15 protein-coding genes are annotated in these 17,199 nt (G+C 66.1%); 8 read left to right on the forward strand and 7 right to left on the reverse strand.

The window, feature by feature from the left end; translation table 11 throughout:
• The first annotated feature begins 35 nt into the window (after window positions 1–35).
• The 4 genes from RRU_RS07755 to RRU_RS07770 are packed head-to-tail and all read left to right on the forward strand — an operon-like array spanning window position 36 to window position 5,348.
• A complete protein-coding gene (locus RRU_RS07755) occupies window positions 36–1,340 on the forward strand; it encodes a hypothetical protein (RefSeq protein ID WP_162470608.1) in 1,305 nt (434 codons plus the stop codon).
• Window positions 1,337–2,662, forward strand: coding sequence for a hypothetical protein (locus RRU_RS07760; protein WP_011389249.1), 1,326 nt, complete (start codon window positions 1,337–1,339; stop codon window positions 2,660–2,662). The genes RRU_RS07755 and RRU_RS07760 overlap by 4 nt, the downstream gene beginning before the upstream one ends.
• Window positions 2,659–3,678: a glycosyltransferase family 4 protein gene (locus RRU_RS07765; protein ID WP_011389250.1), complete on the forward strand. Its 1,020-nt coding sequence runs from the start codon at window positions 2,659–2,661 to the stop codon at window positions 3,676–3,678. Before RRU_RS07760 ends, RRU_RS07765 begins: the two co-directional genes overlap by 4 nt.
• Complete coding sequence (locus RRU_RS07770) at window positions 3,675–5,348, forward strand: cyclic peptide export ABC transporter (RefSeq protein ID WP_011389251.1); 1,674 nt, start codon at window positions 3,675–3,677, stop codon at window positions 5,346–5,348. The genes RRU_RS07765 and RRU_RS07770 overlap by 4 nt, the downstream gene beginning before the upstream one ends.
• An 8-nt stretch (window positions 5,349–5,356) precedes the next feature.
• Here RRU_RS07770 and RRU_RS07775 read toward each other — a convergent pair whose 3' ends face one another.
• Window positions 5,357–5,620 carry a hypothetical protein gene (locus RRU_RS07775; RefSeq protein ID WP_011389252.1) on the reverse strand — a complete coding sequence of 88 codons (264 nt, stop codon included), beginning with the start codon at window positions 5,618–5,620 and terminating at the stop codon, window positions 5,357–5,359.
• Window positions 5,617–6,180, reverse strand: a complete 564-nt coding sequence (locus RRU_RS07780) for a Dps family protein (protein ID WP_011389253.1) — start codon at window positions 6,178–6,180, stop codon at window positions 5,617–5,619. Before RRU_RS07780 ends, RRU_RS07775 begins: the two co-directional genes overlap by 4 nt.
• Window positions 6,181–6,610: 430 nt before the next feature.
• Between RRU_RS07780 and RRU_RS07785 the strand changes: the two genes are divergently transcribed.
• From RRU_RS07785 to RRU_RS07800, 4 genes are all read left to right on the forward strand, one after another.
• Window positions 6,611–11,062, forward strand: a complete 4,452-nt coding sequence (locus RRU_RS07785) for a chemotaxis protein CheB (protein ID WP_011389254.1) — start codon at window positions 6,611–6,613, stop codon at window positions 11,060–11,062.
• 319 nt (window positions 11,063–11,381) lie between these two features.
• Window positions 11,382–11,540: a DUF3309 family protein gene (locus RRU_RS07790; RefSeq protein ID WP_081467715.1), complete on the forward strand. Its 159-nt coding sequence runs from the start codon at window positions 11,382–11,384 to the stop codon at window positions 11,538–11,540.
• A gap of 54 nt (window positions 11,541–11,594) precedes the next feature.
• Window positions 11,595–11,909, forward strand: coding sequence for a BON domain-containing protein (locus tag RRU_RS07795; RefSeq protein ID WP_011389255.1), 315 nt, complete (start codon window positions 11,595–11,597; stop codon window positions 11,907–11,909).
• Between the two features lie 74 nt (window positions 11,910–11,983).
• Window positions 11,984–12,226 carry a hypothetical protein gene (locus tag RRU_RS07800; RefSeq protein ID WP_011389256.1) on the forward strand — a complete coding sequence of 81 codons (243 nt, stop codon included), beginning with the start codon at window positions 11,984–11,986 and terminating at the stop codon, window positions 12,224–12,226.
• 155 nt (window positions 12,227–12,381) lie between these two features.
• Here RRU_RS07800 and RRU_RS07805 read toward each other — a convergent pair whose 3' ends face one another.
• The 5 genes from RRU_RS07805 to RRU_RS07825 form a co-directional block, all read right to left on the reverse strand.
• Entirely contained in the window at window positions 12,382–13,440 is a 1,059-nt protein-coding gene (locus RRU_RS07805; RefSeq protein WP_014626188.1) for an NAD(P)-dependent alcohol dehydrogenase, read from the reverse strand.
• A 239-nt stretch (window positions 13,441–13,679) separates the two neighbouring features.
• Window positions 13,680–14,468, reverse strand: coding sequence for a LamB/YcsF family protein (locus RRU_RS07810; protein WP_011389258.1), 789 nt, complete (start codon window positions 14,466–14,468; stop codon window positions 13,680–13,682).
• A gap of 31 nt (window positions 14,469–14,499) precedes the next feature.
• A complete protein-coding gene (locus tag RRU_RS07815) occupies window positions 14,500–15,561 on the reverse strand; it encodes a biotin-dependent carboxyltransferase family protein (RefSeq protein WP_011389259.1) in 1,062 nt (353 codons plus the stop codon).
• Complete coding sequence (gene pxpB, locus RRU_RS07820) at window positions 15,558–16,289, reverse strand: 5-oxoprolinase subunit PxpB (protein WP_011389260.1); 732 nt, start codon at window positions 16,287–16,289, stop codon at window positions 15,558–15,560. Before pxpB ends, RRU_RS07815 begins: the two co-directional genes overlap by 4 nt.
• An 85-nt stretch (window positions 16,290–16,374) precedes the next feature.
• Window positions 16,375–17,142, reverse strand: coding sequence for an SDR family NAD(P)-dependent oxidoreductase (locus RRU_RS07825; protein WP_011389261.1), 768 nt, complete (start codon window positions 17,140–17,142; stop codon window positions 16,375–16,377).
• Window positions 17,143–17,199 lie beyond the last annotated feature (57 nt).

The raw sequence follows: 17,199 nt of genomic DNA on the forward strand, positions 1-17,199 counted from the left end.
GGACGAGAAGGCAAGGCGAATCTTTCGCCGATTTCTTGGCGCATCTGGCCGCGGTCTTCGGTCCGCAGGCCCTTTGCGTCCGCCACGAGCTTTACTTCCTGATCGTAACCCCCACCGGATTTCGTCCAGGTTGGAGGCAGGCCCTACGCGCTTTGGGGGCTTTGGCGCGCGACGCTGGCTTGCTGTGGCTGCGCATCGCGCCGCCGCCCCCCCCGCCGACGGCGGCGGTTTTTCTGGTGGCGACCCTGCCGGGGGCCAATGGCTGGGAGGTCTTGAAAAGCGGCCTTCCCGCCCTGCCGGCGAAAACCCCGGCCTGCGCCGTTCTTCACCCCCGCCTGTGGCCCCGGCTGGGGCCAAGCCTGGGCTTGTGGTGGGGCAGGCCGCCGCGCTGGGACGGGGTGGATGCCACCAGTCTGCCCTATCCGCCGTTGTCGGCCCTGTGGCAGGCGGCGCGTCTGGCCCTGCCCGCCCTGTCGTGTCGCGACGGCGCCATCAGCCGTGTCGCCGTCGCCGCCACCCTGGCCCGCCATGGCCTGTGGCGGGCGGCTTGGCGGCGGCTGGCCCGCTCCCGACGCGGCGTGCTGGTCTTGCACAACGATTTCGACATGATGAGCGCCGCCTGTCTTGGGCTGGGCCCGCCGACGGTTTGTCTGCAGCACGGGGTGCCGACCGACGAGTTCTTTCCCGCCCGCGCCGATGTTCAGGTGGTTTGGGGCCCCTCCAGCCGCGCCGCCTATGCGGAGGGCGGCGTGGAGCGCGAGCGTTTGGTCGTCGATGCCCTGGGCCGGGGCGAGGGCGCGATCGCCGCTTCGGGCCCGCCCGCCGGCTTCGCCCTGATCTCCCAGGGCCATACCCCGCTTTATGGCCCGGGGCTTGGCGCCAAGCTTCTGGATCTGGCCCGCGACCTAGCCCCCTTGCTTCCCGATGGTCTGGATCTGCTGCTTCATCCGGCCGAAGACCCCGGGTCGCCGGCCTATGCCGGGGTAAAGGGGCTGAGGGTGTCGGTGCCGCCCCATGGCCTGCTGCGCCGGGGGCAGACGGGGCGATCCTGGCTGGTCGCTGGCTTCAGTTCCACGGCGCTGATCGATGCGGCGGTGGCCGGACATTACGTGGTCGGGCTGGATTGGCCCCTGCCGGGCAGTCTTGCGGCCCAAAGGGTCACCCTGGCGCCCCGGCGCTTCGCCACGGCCGATGATCTGGCGGCTTTCCATGCGGCCTTGACCCACGAAGATCTTCTGAGGACGATTTTGGCGAATGATCTGATCGAATGGCTGCGGGCGACATTTTCGCCCGAAACCGGCGGCTTGAGGGCGCATCTCGCCCGGGTTCTGGGCCAATGAGCGTTCTGGCGGTGATTTATCTGCTGATGGCCGAACTGTCGGATCTGGTCGCGGCGATCGTGCTGGCCACCACCGAGTGGGAGGGCATCGGCGCGCTGCTTACCTCGCGCCATCTTCTGGTCTTCGCCTTGTTCGCCGTCGGCTTCCTGCGCCCCGACCTGCCGCCGATGCTGCGCTGGTCCTGCGGGGTTTATCTCGGGGTGATCGGGCTTTATGTCCTGGCCAGCCTGGGGGGGGAGGCCGGGATCGGGCTGGTGGTGCGATCGGCGGCCAAACTGGCCTTGCCGGCCGTCCTGGTGGTCGCCGGCTTCGCCGCCCTGCGGACGGCCAGGGCGTTGCGCCGTTATATGGTGGTATTGGTCTGTTTCGGGCTGGCGTCGATGGTCTTTGGCCTGTGGGAGCGCCAGCATACCGGCTTCTGGACCGATTTCGTCGAATATGGCGAATACCTTAGCACCACCAAGGATGTTCTGTCGGGCTTTCGGCCCGATGTCTTCCTGCCTTTCAATTTTTATGGCTATGACCAGTCCGAGGGGCTGGGTCTGGCGCGGCGGGCGGCCGGGCTGGTCGCCTCGCCGCTGGCCCAGGGAACCCTTCTGGCCTTTTGCGCCCTGATCGGCTTTGCCGGTCTGCGGACGCGCTCGCCGTGGATCGGCGGCCTTGTGCTTTGCCTTTTGGGCTATGGGGTTTATGCCAGCGGCACGCGGGGGGCCTTGCTGATGCTGGTCATCGCCCTGCCGCTTTTCATCGTGCTCACCCAGGCCAATCTTGGCCGCCTGGGGCGCGACGGCGTGCTGCTGGCCCTGGGCTTCGCCGCGAGCTTCCAGGCCCTGGCGGCGATCTATGGCTATACGGTCGAGATGGAGGACGGCTCGACCATTGGTCACTTGTGGGCGCTTCAGGATAATTTCCTCAATGCCGGTAGCGTGCTGGTGATCGGCGACGGCCTGGGCGCGGCGGGCACCTTGGCGGCTTCGGCCAATCTGGAGATAACCGGCGGTCTGGAAGGCGCGGTCTTTTCGGCGCTCTATCAGATCGGCGGACCGGGGGCCCTGGCCTTTCTCTGGGTCTATGGCGCGGTGATCGTGCTGCTGTTCCGCCGGCGCCAGCCCGGTCCCCCGGGCGAGGTCGCCGCGGCGATGGTCGCCTTCGCCGTCGGCGCCTCGACCAGCCTGGTCATTTCCGACAGCCTGATGTCGCTTTCGGGCATGGCGCCCTTTTGGTTGGCGGCCGGCGGCGTGATCGCCAGCGTGGCCGAGCCGGTGCGCCGCCGCCCGGACCCGGTGGAAGCCCAAGGCGAAGTCGGGGAGCGGGTGGCGTGAAGGTTCTGCATATCGCCAAGGACTACCATCCCCAGGGCAGCGGCGTGGCCCGCCATATCGACGGGCTGGTCGCCGCCTGCCGGCCGCTGGGCGTCGAGGCCCGGGTGCTGACGGCGGGCGAGGGCGGTTTGTGGCGGGCGGTCGGCGCGGCCGATGTCGTTCATCTTCATGGGGCGCGGACCGCCTGCGTCGCCCGCGCCGCGCTGGTGGCGCGGCTGCTTGATCGGCCGATGATCTATACGCCGCACTGCTATTACGACCATGGAAGCTGGCCCAAACGTCTGGCCAAGCGGCTGTGGGACCGGCTGGTCGAGCGCCCGCTGGTGGCCAGGGCCTGGGCGACCATCCTGCTTGACGAGATCTGGCGCGGCGATTTGACCGCGCGCGGCCTTTCCCCCCATCGGACGGTGGTCGTACCCAATTGCATCACGCCCAACCACGGCGCCCCGGGCTGGACCGGGGGGCGGCTGGCCGGGCAGCCGGCCCTGCTGTCGATCGGCCGGCTCGACCGGGTCAAGCGCCTTGATGACATGATCATCGCCCTGACCTTCCCCGGGATGGAAAGCGCCGTCCTCCATCTGGTGGGCGAGGGGGCCGATCAAGGCCGCTTGGGCGCCCTGGCCACCCTGGATGGCCTGGGCGGGCGGGTGATCTTCCATGGCGGGCTTGATGACGAGACGACGGCCCGCATGCGGGCGGGGGCCGATCTGTTCCTGCTGGCTTCCGAGCGCGAGGGCCTGCCGACGGTCATGCTGGAAACCCTGGCGGTCGGCCTGCCGATCCTGGTCAGCGACATCCCGGCCAATCGCGCCCTGGCCGACGCTTTGGGCTGGCCGGCGCTGTTCGCCATGGGCGACCAGGGGGCCCTGGCGCGCGGCGTTCTGCGCTGGGCGGGCCGCCCGGTGCCGGCTTTGGTGCGCGACCGCCTTGCCGCCGGCTTCACCTGGGCCGCCCGCGCCGGCGAGATCGTCGGGCTGTATCATGAGGCGATGGCACACAAGGCGGGGGGGCGATGACGGCGCCCGGCACGGCCCCCGCGCCCGCCTCTTCTTCGGCGGCGGCCGCGTCACCGCTGGCTCTCGCCTTGCGCCTGCTGCGGCCCTTCTGGCGGCTTGTTCTGCTGTCGACGCTGATGGGCACCCTGGGCGGCATCGCCACCGCCCTGCTGCTGGCGGTCATCAACCGGGCCCTGCGCGGCGAGGGGGATATGGTCAGCTTCGCCTGGGCCTTCGGCGGGCTGTGCCTTGCCGCCCTGCTTGGCCAGGGGGCGGCCGGATTGGGCAGCGCCATCGTTGGCCAGAAGGTGGTGGTGGCGGTGCGTCGGGAGTTGGTCGCCCATATCCTGACCGCGCCGATCGCTCGCCTGGAACGCCTGCGCGTTCACCGGCTGATGGCGACGCTGGGCGGCGATGTCGATGCTTTGAGCGGCTTTTCCCTGGTGCTGTCGGGATTGGGCGTGGCAGTGGCGATCACCTGCGGCTGCCTTGGCTATCTCGTTTTGCTGTCACCGCCGCTGTTTCTCGTCACGCTTCTGGTTCTGGGGCTGGGCGTGGGGGGTCATGCCCGCATGCGGCGCCTGGGGCAGGCGCGCTTCGCCGCCGCCCGCGCCGCCGAAGACGATCTTCAGCGCCATTACCGGGCGATCACCGAAGGGGCCAAGGAACTGCGGCTCAACCGGCCAAGGCGCATCCGCCTGTTCCACGCCGATCTCGAGGCCACCATCACCCGCATCGCCAAGCTGAGGCTGCGCGGGCTTGGCGTGTTCCTTGGCGCCAATCTGTTTGGCTCGCTGGCGCTTTTCGCGGTGATCGGCGGGATTTTGCTGATGACGCGGGCGGCGCCCGAGGCTATCGGGGTCGAGGACGTCAGCGGCTTCGTTCTGGTTTTATTGTTCATGAAGGGGCCGATGCAGCAGATTCTTGGCGCCCTGCCCAGCCTGGGCCGCGCCCAGATCGCCCTGCGCCGCATCGCCGAGCTTGGCGCCGCCGGCCAGGAGGGGGGCGATCTGCCGGGGTTGGCCCCCGGGATGGGCGAAGGCGCCGTGCCGATGCCAGCCGAGATCACCCTTGAGGCGGTGAGCTACCGCTTTCCCGAGAGCGCCGCCGGCCCGGGATTCACCCTGGGGCCGCTCACCCTGACCCTGCGCCGGGGCGAGAGCGTGGTGATCACCGGCGAGAACGGCTGTGGCAAAACGACGCTGATCAAGCTGATCCTTGGTCTTTACCAGCCCACCGCCGGGCGCGTTCTGCTTGATGGCCGACCCGTTCGCGCCGGCGAATGGGACGAGTACCGCCAGCTTTTTTCGGCGGTTTTCGCCGATTACCATCTGTTTGACGATGGCATGGCCGAGGGGCGGCAGGCGGCGGAGGCGGCGCGGCTGCTCGATGCCTTTGACCTAGCGACGAAAACCGCGCTCAAGGACGGACGCTTCACCACCACCGACCTGTCGGCGGGCGAACGCAAGCGTCTTGCCCTGATTTTGCTCGCCCTGGAAGGCCGGCCGATCGTGGTCTTTGATGAATGGGCCGCCGAACAGGATCCGGGGTTCCGTCACCGCTTCTATCACACGGTCTTGCCCGACCTGAAGCGCCAGGGCAGAACCGTGATCGTCGTGTCCCACGATGAAGGGTATTTCGACTGCGCCGATCGCCGCATCGTTTTGAAAAACGGCAAGCTCGCCGGCTAAGGCGCCCGTCACCGCGAGCGCCGGCCCATCGCGCCCCTGATTTCAAGCACCGGGGTGTCCTTGGAACTTTCAGGGGGCGGGCGTAGCGGCGGCAGGGGGAAGAAGGGATCGGCGATCATCACATCCACGCGGGCCCAGGCGCCGGGGGGAACCCTGGGCGTCTTTCTCCGATCAAAAAGATCGCCTTCGGGGATCATCGATTCCAGCACGGCGGCGACCAGAACGCCGCTTTGGGGATCGTCTTCGACGACCAGGATCGTGATCGGTTTCATCGGCTTTGGCTTTCCCCGGGCTTTTGAGGATCGAAACCCTCGTCCTGATCTTGGTCGAAGGACAAATCCTCGCGTCTCCTTTCGTGGGGAGAAATATGGGAATCGAGGGCCCAGAAGCGGCGGTCGATGGCGCGGGACAGTTCGATGAACAAATGGGCGGTCGGCGCGTCGTCGATGCTGACGGCCTGACGGATCGCCTCGCGCAGGGAGTGACCGAAGGCCGCCAGACTGGCGGCCACGGCCAAAAGCTGCTGGCGAATGTCGGAGGGGCCGAACCCCTGGAACAGCAAGAACAGCCGATCGGCTTCCACCTGCAGCGGGTCGCGGGGATCGCCGCCAAGGGCCGTGATGCGGCTGGCCATAAGGTGGGCCGAGGTTTCAATCTCGGTGGCGACTTCTATCAAAACCCGGTGGAGGACGATCTGCGCCGGATCGCGCGAGGCCCAAAGCGCCTGGGTTACCTGGGCGTGTAGTTCAATCGCCCAGGAAAGATGCTCGCCGAGGCTTTCAATGGACTTGTTGGGAAGAAGCGGCGTCGCCGTATTGGATGAGAATTGCATTTCCCCGATCCCTTAGGTTCCAGATTGAGCCCATCCATGCGTTTGGGGAGGAGAGAACACCGGGTGGCGAAGCGCTAGGACGTGGCCGGGGGAGAAGGCGGGCCCCGCCCTGACGCTTTGCCAAAACCGACCATCCCGCATGGGTCTGGCCGGTTATCCCGGGACGCGAAGACCCAAGTGGCGGGGGGGCCGGACCTGGGTTTTTCAAGAGTGAACTATAGCGTGGCGAGCCGCTGGAAGGGCAGGCTCGGAAACTACCTAGGCGAAATGGGGATTTGCAAAATCTACCGGGCGGGGTATTTCTGTTCTTAGGGTTTTTCGCGCAGAGATTGACATTTCCGGGTGAAAAGGCCGAGAATGGAGGCGGATACAAGCGGCTTTTTGCCACTCTCCTCGCTCCGGGAGATCTTCCCTTAAGGACCAAGCCGGCATGCCAAGACGGTCATTCCCTTGGGCCGGAGCAGTCCGGTCTCGTGCCGAGGAAGGCGTCTCGCCGACAGACGGAGCTTCCGAAGGAAAGGGCGGCTCAGGGGAGGCGGACCGCTTCCGGGTTGTCGGCATCGGCGCTTCGGCGGGGGGGCTGGAAGCCTGCAAGGCTTTGCTCGCGGCCTTGCCCGATCGTCCCGGCATCGCCCTGATCCTGGTCCAACATCTTGATCCCACCCATGAAAGCATGATGGTGGCCTTGCTCGCCCTGCAAACCACCATGACGGTTTGCCAGGCGGCCGAAGGCATGATCGTTGAGCCCGATCACCTTTATGTCATCCCGCCCGGCGCCTATCTTTCCGTTGCCGGGGGAACCCTGCACCTCTCGCCACCCCAGGCCCGCCATGGCGCCCGCCTGCCGTTCGATTTCCTGCTGCATTCGCTGGCTGCGGATTATACGCAGAGGGCTATCTGCGTGGTTCTTTCGGGAACCGGGGCGGATGGCAGTCTGGGATTGATGGCGTTGAAAGAGCGCGGCGGGCTGGTGATCGCCCAGGATCCCGAAGAGGCCGGGTATGATGGCATGCCGCGCAGCGCCATCGCCACCGGACAGGTCGATCTGGTGCTGAGCCTCGCCAAGATCGCCGAAACCCTGGTCGGCGAGGACCTGCCCCCCGGTAAGCCCGCCCTTCCCGAGGAGATCCCGTCGAGCAAGGGCAAAGGCAAAGGCAAAGGCTGGGTTTACGCGGTGATCGATCTGCTGCGCGCCCGAACCCCCTATGACTTCACCCATTACAAGCCGGGCACCCTGGAACGGCGGACCGAACGGCGCATGACGTTGGCCTCGATCGAGGTCGGCGACTCGGCGCGCTATTTGGCGCTTCTCCAGGAGGATGCCACCGAGCGCGATCTTCTTGCCAAGGACCTGCTGATCAACGTCACCGGTTTTTTCCGCGATCCCAAGGTCTTCGATGTCCTGGCCGAAAAGACCATTCCCCAGATGGTCGCCACCCATCCCCTTGATCAGCCCCTGCGCATTTGGGTCGCGGGCTGTAGCACGGGCGAGGAAACCTATTCCCTGGCCATACTGTTCCGCGAGGCGATCGTCAGCGCCGGGCGGGCGGTCAAGGTGCAGGTCTTCGCCTCCGATGTCGATCCCGACGCCGTCCTCAGCGCCCGCGAAGGCCGTTATCCCAGCACCATCGAAGCCGATGTCTCGGCCGAACGGCTCGCCCGCTTCTTCACCAGGGACGGCGATGATTACCGTATTCTGCCCGACCTGCGCTCCATGGTGGTTTTCACCGTTCAGGATTTGCTGGCCGATCCGCCGTTTTCGCGGCTGGATATGGTGTCGTGCCGCAATCTGCTGATCTATCTGCGCCCCGAAGCCCAGGCCAAGGCGATCGGCCTGTTCCATTTCGCCCTGCGCGAGGGCGGCATTCTGTTGCTGGGCAATTCCGAGACGGCGGGCAATGTCGAAGGCCGCTTCGAGGTTTTGTCCAAATCGGCGCGGCTCTATCGGCGGATCGGTCGCGGCGGCCGGGTCGATTTGCGTTTGCCGGTGGTCGGGGGCGATGGGAGCGGGGCCCAGCGCCGGCCCCTGTTCGAGCCGGCGCGGTCGCGTCAGGCCACCCTTGCCGATCTCTGCCGGCGGCTTGTCGTCGAGGCCTACGCCCCGGCGGCGGTGTTGATCACCCTGAAATACGACTGTCTTTATTTCCTGGGGGCGATGGACAGCTATCTGCGGGTGGCGGCGGGCCATCCGGCCTCCGATCTGCTCAGTCTGGCCCGCGAGGAGGTGCGGACCAAGCTGCGCTCGGCCATCGAGATGGCGTGCGAAACGAAAACACGAACCCTGGTCACCGGCGGCCGGCTTACCCATGGCGGCACCGTGCGGGGCTTCAGCATCGCCGTTCATCCCGTCTCCCACGATGGGGAAGACCTGCTGCTGGTCTGTTTCCTTGACGAAGTGCCGTCCGAACGACGGGCCGATACGCCGACTTCGGCCGAGCACGCGCCGCGGGTGGCCGAACTGGAGCAAGAGCTTGAAATCACGCGAAGCGAACTGAGGGGCGCCATTCGCAATCTTGAGATTTCAAGCGAAGAACAAAAGGCGATCAACGAAGAGGCCTTGTCGGTCAGCGAGGAATATCAGGCGACGAACGAGGAACTGCTGGCCTCCAAAGAGGAATTGCAGTCGCTGAACGAGGAACTGACCGCGCTGAACGGCCAGCTTCATGAAACGCTCGAACGCCAAAGAACAACCTCCAACGATCTGCAGAACGTTCTCTACAGTACGGATGTCGCGACGCTTTTTCTCGATACCGCGCTGAATATCCGCTTTTTCACCCCGGCGACGAAGCTGCTGTTCAGGGTGATCCCCGGCGATATCGGCCGACCGCTGGCCGATCTCAGTCCTTTGGTCGCCGACGACGCCCTGCTGGGCGATGCCGCCAAGGTGCTGAAAACCATGACGCCGATCGAGCGCGAGATCGAGGCGCGCAGCGGGTCGTGGTATCTTCGCCGGATCCTGCCCTATCGCACCCAGGACAACGGGGTCGAGGGGGTGGTCATCACCTTTGCCGATATCACCGAACGCCGCTGGGCGGCCGATGCCCGCGAGGTGGCCAAACGCCAAGCCCAGATCGCCAATATGGCGAAATCGCGCTTTCTGGCGGTGGCGAGCCATGACCTGCGTCAACCGCTCCAAACCCTGACCCTGCTCCAGGGGCTTCTGGCCAAGAAGGTCGAAGGGGTGCAGTCGCGCGTTCTGCTCGCCCGCATGGACGAGACCCTGGGCGCCATGTCGTCGATGCTCAATGTCCTGCTCGATATCAACCAGATCGAGGTTGGAACCGTCGAGGCCGAGAGGGTGGTTTTCCCCATCAATGATCTGTTCGATCGGGTGAGGGAGGAACTGGCCTATCAGGCCCGAGCCAAGAAGCTTGACTGGAGCGTGGTTTCTTGCGGCTTGTCGGTGACCAGCGATCCGCGTCTGCTTGAACAGATGATCCGCAATCTGCTCGCTAATGCCCTGAAATACACCAAACAGGGCAAAGTTCTTTTGGGCTGTCGCCGGCGGTCGGGCTCTTTGAGCATCGAGGTCTGGGATAGCGGCATCGGTATTCCCCCAGGCGAGCTCGAGGCGATTTTCGACGAGTTTCATCAGGTCGAGACCCCGGCGCAAGGACAAGGGCGCGGCCTGGGCCTTGGCCTGTCGATCGTGCGCCGCCTTGGCGATCTGCTTGGCCATCCCATCGGCGTGCGCTCGCGGCTTGGCAAGGGCTCGGTCTTCACCATCAATGTGGCGATCGCCCCGGCCGCCGCCGAGAAGCCTTCGCTTCCGGCGCGACGGGGCGCGGCCGAGGTCAAAGTCGACGCCGACGGTCAGCGGACCGGGGAAATCCTGATCATCGAGGACGATCCCGACGTTCGCGATCTTCTTGATCTTCTGCTCAAGGGCGAGGGGCACCGGACGGTCGCCGTGGCCGAGGGGGGGCAGGCGGTGGCCCTGGCCGAAGGCGGCAGCATCCGGCCCGATCTGATCCTGGCCGATTATAATCTGCCAAACGGCGTCAATGGCCTGGGCGTCAGCGCCACCCTGCGCGACGTTCTCGATCGGCCCATTCCCGTGGTCATCCTGACCGGTGACATTTCGACCCGAACCCTGCACGATATCGCCCGTCATCGCTGCGTGAAGCTCAATAAACCGGTGAAACCCGGGGAACTGACCCAGACCATCGCCCGCCTGCTGCCCCCGCCGGTGGGGCCGGCGGCGGCGCGGCTGCCAGCCCCGCCGCCGTCGCCAGGCCCCGGTGGTCCGTTGCCCTTGATCTATCTGGTCGACGATGACGCGTCTTTGCGCGACAGCCTGCGCGCCCTGCTGGAAGACGACGGCCTGAAAGTGGAAGACTACGAAAGCTCCGAAGCCTTCCTTGCCGCCTATCGCCCGGGCGGCGGCGAAGCCTGCCTGCTGATCGATGCCTATCTTCCCGGAATGAGCGGGCTTGACCTGCTTGAACGGCTTAAAAAAGAAAACCGCCTTTTGCCCGCGATCGTCATCACCGGCTATAGCGAGGTGGCGATGGCGGTGCAGGCGATGAAGGCGGGCGCTTCGGATTTCATCGAAAAGCCGGTCGGTCGAACCGAATTGTTGATCAGCATCGACCGCGCCCTGGAACAGCATCGCGAGCATGGCAACAGCGGCAAGATGCGGCTTTGGCGCGATGCCGCCAAAGCCCGCCTCGCCAGTCTGAGCGCGCGCCAGCGCGAAATCATGGAGATGGTCCTTGCCGGGCAACCGAGCAAGAACATCGCCGCCGATCTGGGGATCAGCCAAAGAACCGTGGAAAGCCATCGCGCCCTGATCATGAAGAAACTTGGCGTGAAATCCCTGCCGGCCTTGGTCCGTCTGGCCCAGGCCGCCAGCGACGGTGAGGTCGGCGAAGAGGGGTAAGCAAGACCCGCTTGGCTCGCCCGCGTCCTCTTGAAACCCATCTCCAGGGCTTGTCTTCGCGACAAGCAAACGCCAGATGCGGTTTCGTTCCAAAATCCCACTAAAAAATATCGAATTTTTTAAATGAACGGAAGGTGCGGTCGTCTGTTGTTTGGGCGACTCCCTGATGCATCCAACGCGTCATCGGCGTCTTTTGATATTTCCATGATCGGCAGGCGGTTTTTCATCTCCGCTCCGCATCAATAATTGGTAGGCAACAGTCCTTTCAGAGATCTGCGATTAGGCGATGACTGAGGGGATTGCCTTTAGGGAGGGCATCATGAGTGTAGGTCTTATTCTGCTGATTATCCTAATTCTTCTCCTCGTCGGTGCGCTTCCGAGGTGGTCGCATAGCTCGAGTTGGGGGTATTACCCGAGCGGTGGTTTGGGGATTGTTCTGATTATCATCATTATTTTGCTTTTGATGGGTCGTATCTAACTTAGGCGTCCATCCTTGCTGAGTTTAACTTTCTAACATTTCGGAGAGACTTCGATGAATAAGCTTCTCAAAGCCACCCTGGTCGCTTTCGCCTTGACCTCGGCGGTCGGCGTCAGCGCCTGTGCCCAGTCGGGAAAGAGCCAGAGCACCGGCGCTTACATCGACGACGCGGCGATTACCACCAAGGTGAAGGCGGCCATCCTTGATGACGAGATGCTCAAGGTGATGGAAATCAAGGTTTCGACCTATCAGCAGGTCGTTCAGCTGAGCGGCTTCGTCGAGAAGCCGGCGATGGTTGAGCGCGCGGGCAGGGTGGCCCGTGGGGTCGAAGGCGTGAAGGCGGTGAAGAACGATCTTCACGTGAAGTAACCCCGCGCGCGGGCGGACTCCCCCCCTCTCTCCGTTCGCGCCCACGTTCCTTAAGTTAAGAATGGAGAGTAACCATGAAACGCGCATTTATCGCCCTTTCCCTCGTCGTCTCGGCCGTCAGCCTGTCGGCTTGTGGCGAGAGCACCGGTGACCGCGCTTTGAGCGGCGGCGCGATCGGCGCCGGCGCCGGCGCCGGTGCCGGCCTGTTGTTCGGCGCGCCGGCCACCGGGGCGGCGGTCGGTGGCGCGGTTGGCGCCGGTACCGGCGCCCTGACCGATTCCAAGCAGATCGATCTTGGCAAGCCGGTCTGGCGCTAGGGTTCTCGTAAAAGCGCTGCCCTCATGAAAGCGGGGCTGGTGGATGATCCCACCAGCCCCGTTTTGTCTTGCGCCGCGCGGCGTCGCTGTCTCTTTGCCCTGCGCCGCGCAGCGTCGATGCCTCTGCCCTGCGCCGCGCAGCGTCGATGTCTTTGTCATGCGCCGCGAAGCGTCGCCATGTCGATCACGAAGCGGTAGCGGACGTCGCTTTTGAGCATGCGGTCATAGGCGGCGTTGATATTGTTGATATCAAGCATTTCCACATCGGCCGTCACGCCCTTGGCGGCGCAGAAATCAAGCATCTCCTGGGTTTCGGCGATGCCGCCGATCGCCGAGCCGGCCACCGCCCGACGGCCGATGACCAGCGGCACGCTGTCGATCACCGGCTCGATGGGACCAAGCAGGCCGACCAGCACCAAGGTGCCGTCCAAGGCCAGGGTGGAGACATAGGGGTTGAGATCGTGGGGGTGGGGCACGGTGTCGATGATCAGGTTGAAGTGGCCGGCCACCGCCTTCATGCGCGCCTCATCGGTCGACAACACCACATGATCGGCGCCCAGGCGTTTGGCCTCGTCTTCCTTGCCGGGCGAGCGGGTGAACAAGCTGACCTCGGCCCCCATCGCCTTGGCGAGTTTCAGCCCCATATGGCCCAGGCCGCCCAGGCCGATGACGGCGACGCGGCTTCCCGGCCCCACCTGCCAATGGCGCAGCGGCGAATAGGTGGTGATGCCCGCGCAGAGCAAGGGCGCGGCCGATTTGGCGTCCAGCGCATCGGGAAGGCGCAGCACGAAGGCTTCGGAAACGACGATGCGCTCGGAATAGCCGCCGAAGGTCAGGCTATGGTCGTGGCGGTCGCGGCCGTTGTAGGTCAGGGTGGCGCCGTCTTCGCAATATTGCTCGAGATCGGCTTTGCAGGGCGCGCACTCCCGGCAGGAATCGACCATGCAGCCAACGCCCACCCGGTCACCGACCTTGAAGCCGCTAACCTTGGCGCCGACCGCCGACACCGTGCCGATGATTTCATGGCCGGGCACCATGGGAAACAGGCTGTTGTGCCACTCGTTGCGCGCTTGATGGATATCGGAGTGGCAGACCCCGCAATAGAGGATGTCGATGGTGACATCATCGGGCCGGGGATCGCGGCGTTCAAAGGAAAACGGCGCGAGGGGGGTGGTCGCGGATTGGGCGGCGAAGCCCAGGGTGGGGATCGACAAAGGGGGATGCTCCTGGTAGAGCAAATCCCGAGCGCTCTGGAGCAGAGCGCGACGACGATTTGCTTCGTTATCAAGCGACAGAGCAAATCCCGAGCGCTCTGGAGCAGAGCGCGACGACGATTTGCTTGATTATCAAGATCCTAGGCAAGCCAAAGCGGGGAGCGCGGGACCGGGGGCCCCCCGGTCTCGTCGCCCCCATATAGGCATCGTCCCGGCGCGGTGCCAGCGACGAGGCGTTTTCAGGGGGCGTTTTGCTCGCCAAGCACCTCGGGCACAGGCACGACCTCCAGATCGTGATCCTCCAGGAAGCAGCGCAGATAGGCCGCCAGGGCCACCGCTCCGGGGGCGTCGCCGTGAACGCAGATCGAGCGGGCGGCGCAGGGGATTTCCCGGCCATTGGCCGAAAGAATGATGCCCTCGGTCAGCATGCGCAGCCCATGCTCGGCGGCCTCCTCGGGCACATGGATCAGCGCCCTCGGGTGGGAGCGCGGCAGCAGCGCCCCGGCGTCATCGTAATTGCGATCGGCGAAAACCTCTTCGACCACCGCCAGACCCAGGGTCCGCCCGGCCTCGACCATCCGCGAACCCGCCGGGGCCAGCGAGATCAGCCCGGGATCGACGGCCTTGATCGCCTTGGCGATGGCCAGGGCCAGGGCGTGATCGACGGCGGCCATGGTGCTGAGGGCGCCGTGGGGTTTGACATGGCTGACCCTTCCGCCGGCCGCCGTGGCGATCGCCTGCAGGGCGCCGATCTGATAGGCGACCATGGCTTCGATTTCGGCGAGGCTCATCGTCATCGGCCGCCGGCCAAAGCCCTGGAGATCGGGGAAGCCGGGATGGGCGCCCAGGCTGACGCCGCGCGCCAGCGCCAGATGAACGGTGCGCGCCATCACCAGCGGATCCCCGGCATGGAAGCCGCAAGCGATATTGGCCGAGCGCACGATGTCGAGCATCGCCGCGTCGTCGCCGATGCGGTAGGCGCCATAGCCCTCCCCCAGATCGGCATTGACATTCACCCGCAGGGTCATGGCCGGGTCCTTTCGGTGCTCGGGATGTGCTTCAATAAGGGGGATCATCCTCGTCCGCCTCGCCCGACATGACCATCCCGGAAATCAGGTTATTGGTATAAAGCGCCTCTATATCGATACCGCCGGTCGGCTTGGGCGCGGCGATGGCGGCGATCAGCCCACGCAATCGCCCCTCTTGGTCGCGGCGCAGGGCCTCGGCCGCCTCAACGCTCACCGCTTGGAAAGCCATATCCGCGCCCGGCAGCATCCGCCCCAGGCGCGGCAGATCGACCGAGGCGACGGTGGCGATCTTGGCGTATCCGCCCACGGTTTGGCGATCGGCGAGCAAGACGATCGGCAGACCATCGCCCGGAACCTGAATGGCGCCATGGGCCAGACCTTCCGACGCGATATCAGCCGTTTGGCGGTGGGTCAGCCGTGGGCCCTCCAGGCGCATGCCCATGCGATCGCTGCTGCGTCCCACCCGATAGCGGGCCGACAGGAACAGGGCGAGGGCCTCGGCCGTGAAGGCGGCGTCCTGGGGGCCAAGAACGACGCGGATCGGCCCCGCTCCATACTCAAAGGCGTGCGGCAGGGCGCGCTCGGATCCTGCGGGCGCCCGCTCCAGCGCAAGCGGCAGGCTTTGGCCGGCCTGCAACGGGCCACCGCCCAGCGGTCCCAGCCGGGCGCGGCGGTAGGTCGACCAACTGCCCATCACCGGCGCAACGGCGAAGCCGCCGGCGATCGCCAGTACGCCAGCCCCGACGCCTTCGTCCAAGGTCCCGATCGCCAGCTGATCGCCGCGCCGCAAAAGATGGCTGCGCCCGCCGGCCAAGCGTTCGGGCGCCGCCCCCGGACGATGGAGAAGCGGCGCGCCGCCGCAAAAGGCCAGCCGCAGGCTTTCGGCCTCCACCGCCAGGGTCGGGCCCAGGGCACAGATCTCCAGCCCGGCCATGGCCGGTGGATTGCCGACCAGGGCATTGGCAAGGCGCAGCGCGATCGGATCAAGGGCCCCGGCCACCGGTACCCCGCGATCTTGAAAGCCCCAGCGACCGAGGTCCTGGAGCGTCGTCAGCAGACCCGGGGTGATGACCCGCAGATGGGGCGTGTTCATGGCGCGCCGTCGATCAAATCAGCGGGATCGAAGCCCGGCTCGGCGACGCGGCGGACCCAGGCCTCATGCTCGGCCCGGTTGACGGCGAAGAAACGAAGCTGATCGCCCGGCGCCAGCAGGGCCGGGCTGGCCTGGGACGCGTTGAACAGCGGCACCGGGCAATGGCCGATCAGATGCCAGCCGCCGGGGCTTTCCCAGGGATAGACGGCGGTCAGGCGCTCGGCGATCGCCAGGGATCCCGCCGGCACCGTCAGCCGGGGCTCGGCCCGGCGCGGCAGGGCGAGCGCCGGGTCCAGATCGCCGAGATAGGCAAAGCCCGGCAGGAAGCCCAGCACATAAACGACATAGCGCCCCTGTTCATGCCGGGCGGTCACCTCGGCCGCCGACAACCCCGTGGCGCGGGCGACGGCGTCAAGATCGGGGGAGCCCTGGTAACAGACCGGCAGCCGCCACGCCCGGCCTTGCGCCGGTTCGACCGACGCCTCGGCAAGCAGGGCGCGCAGGCGCGGCTCAAGCTCGGCCCGCCCGGTCAGCAGCGGATCGTAATGGATCAGCAAGGTGGTAAAGCCCGGCACGCTTTCGATCAGCCCGGGAAACTCGGCGGCCTGGGCGCGAAGCCGCCGATGCAGGGCCTGGACCCGGGCATTGACCGCCGGCGTGATCGTTTCGCCAAAGACCACGCCGAAGGCGCAATCGCCGGCGCTGACCAGGGTCAGCGTGTCGGTCACCGGTTTATTCCTTTCCCATCGCCGTGACGCCCCAGGCTACCCCGGACCCTGGCCGGGGGGCAATTCCGGCCGACGGTTTGCCGTGCTATTTGGCGGCCATCCGCAAGGCGCCGTCCAGGCGGATGACCTCGCCGTTGAGCATGGGGTTTTCCAGGATGTGGCGGACCAGGGCGGCATATTCCGCCGGCTTGCCCAGGCGCTGGGGGAAGGGCACGCTGGCGGCCAGCGCGCGCTGAACCTCGGCGGCCATGCCGAGCAGCATCGGCGTTTCAAAAAGCCCGGGGGCGATGGTCATCACCCGGATGGCGTGGCGGGCCATCTCGCGGGCGACCGGCAGGGTCAGGGCGGCGACCCCGCCTTTCGACGCCGCATAGGCCGCCTGACCGATCTGCCCATCGAACGCCGCGGCCGAGGCCGTGTTGATGATCACCCCGCGTTCGCCCTCGGCATTGACGGCGTTTCGCGCCATCGCCTGGGCGGCGAGGCGGATCATGTTGAAGGTGCCGATCAGATTGACGCTGATGACCCGGGCGAAGCTGTCCAGGCCATGGGGGCCGTCGCGGCCCAGCACTTTTTCGCCCGGGGCGATGCCGGCGCAATTGCACAGGCCGTGCAAGGCGCCGAAAGCCCCGATCGCCGCCGCCACCGCCCGTTCGCCGTCGGCCTCGGCGGTGACATCGGCCGCCACGAAGCGGGCGCTGGGGCCCAGGTCCCCGGCCAGGGCGGCGCCCCGCGCCTCATCGACATCGACCAGCACCGCCTTGCCGCCGCCTTCGACCACCATCCTCGCCGTGGCCGCCCCCAAACCCGATCCACCGCCGGTGATCAGGATCACGCTGTCGCCCAGCTTCATCGATTTCCCCTCCCTGTGGGTGATGCTTTTGGACTAATCATAATTCAGAAGAGGAGA

Origin of the sequence: Rhodospirillum rubrum ATCC 11170, from assembly GCF_000013085.1 — a bacterium.
Lineage (GTDB): Bacteria > Pseudomonadota > Alphaproteobacteria > Rhodospirillales > Rhodospirillaceae > Rhodospirillum > Rhodospirillum rubrum.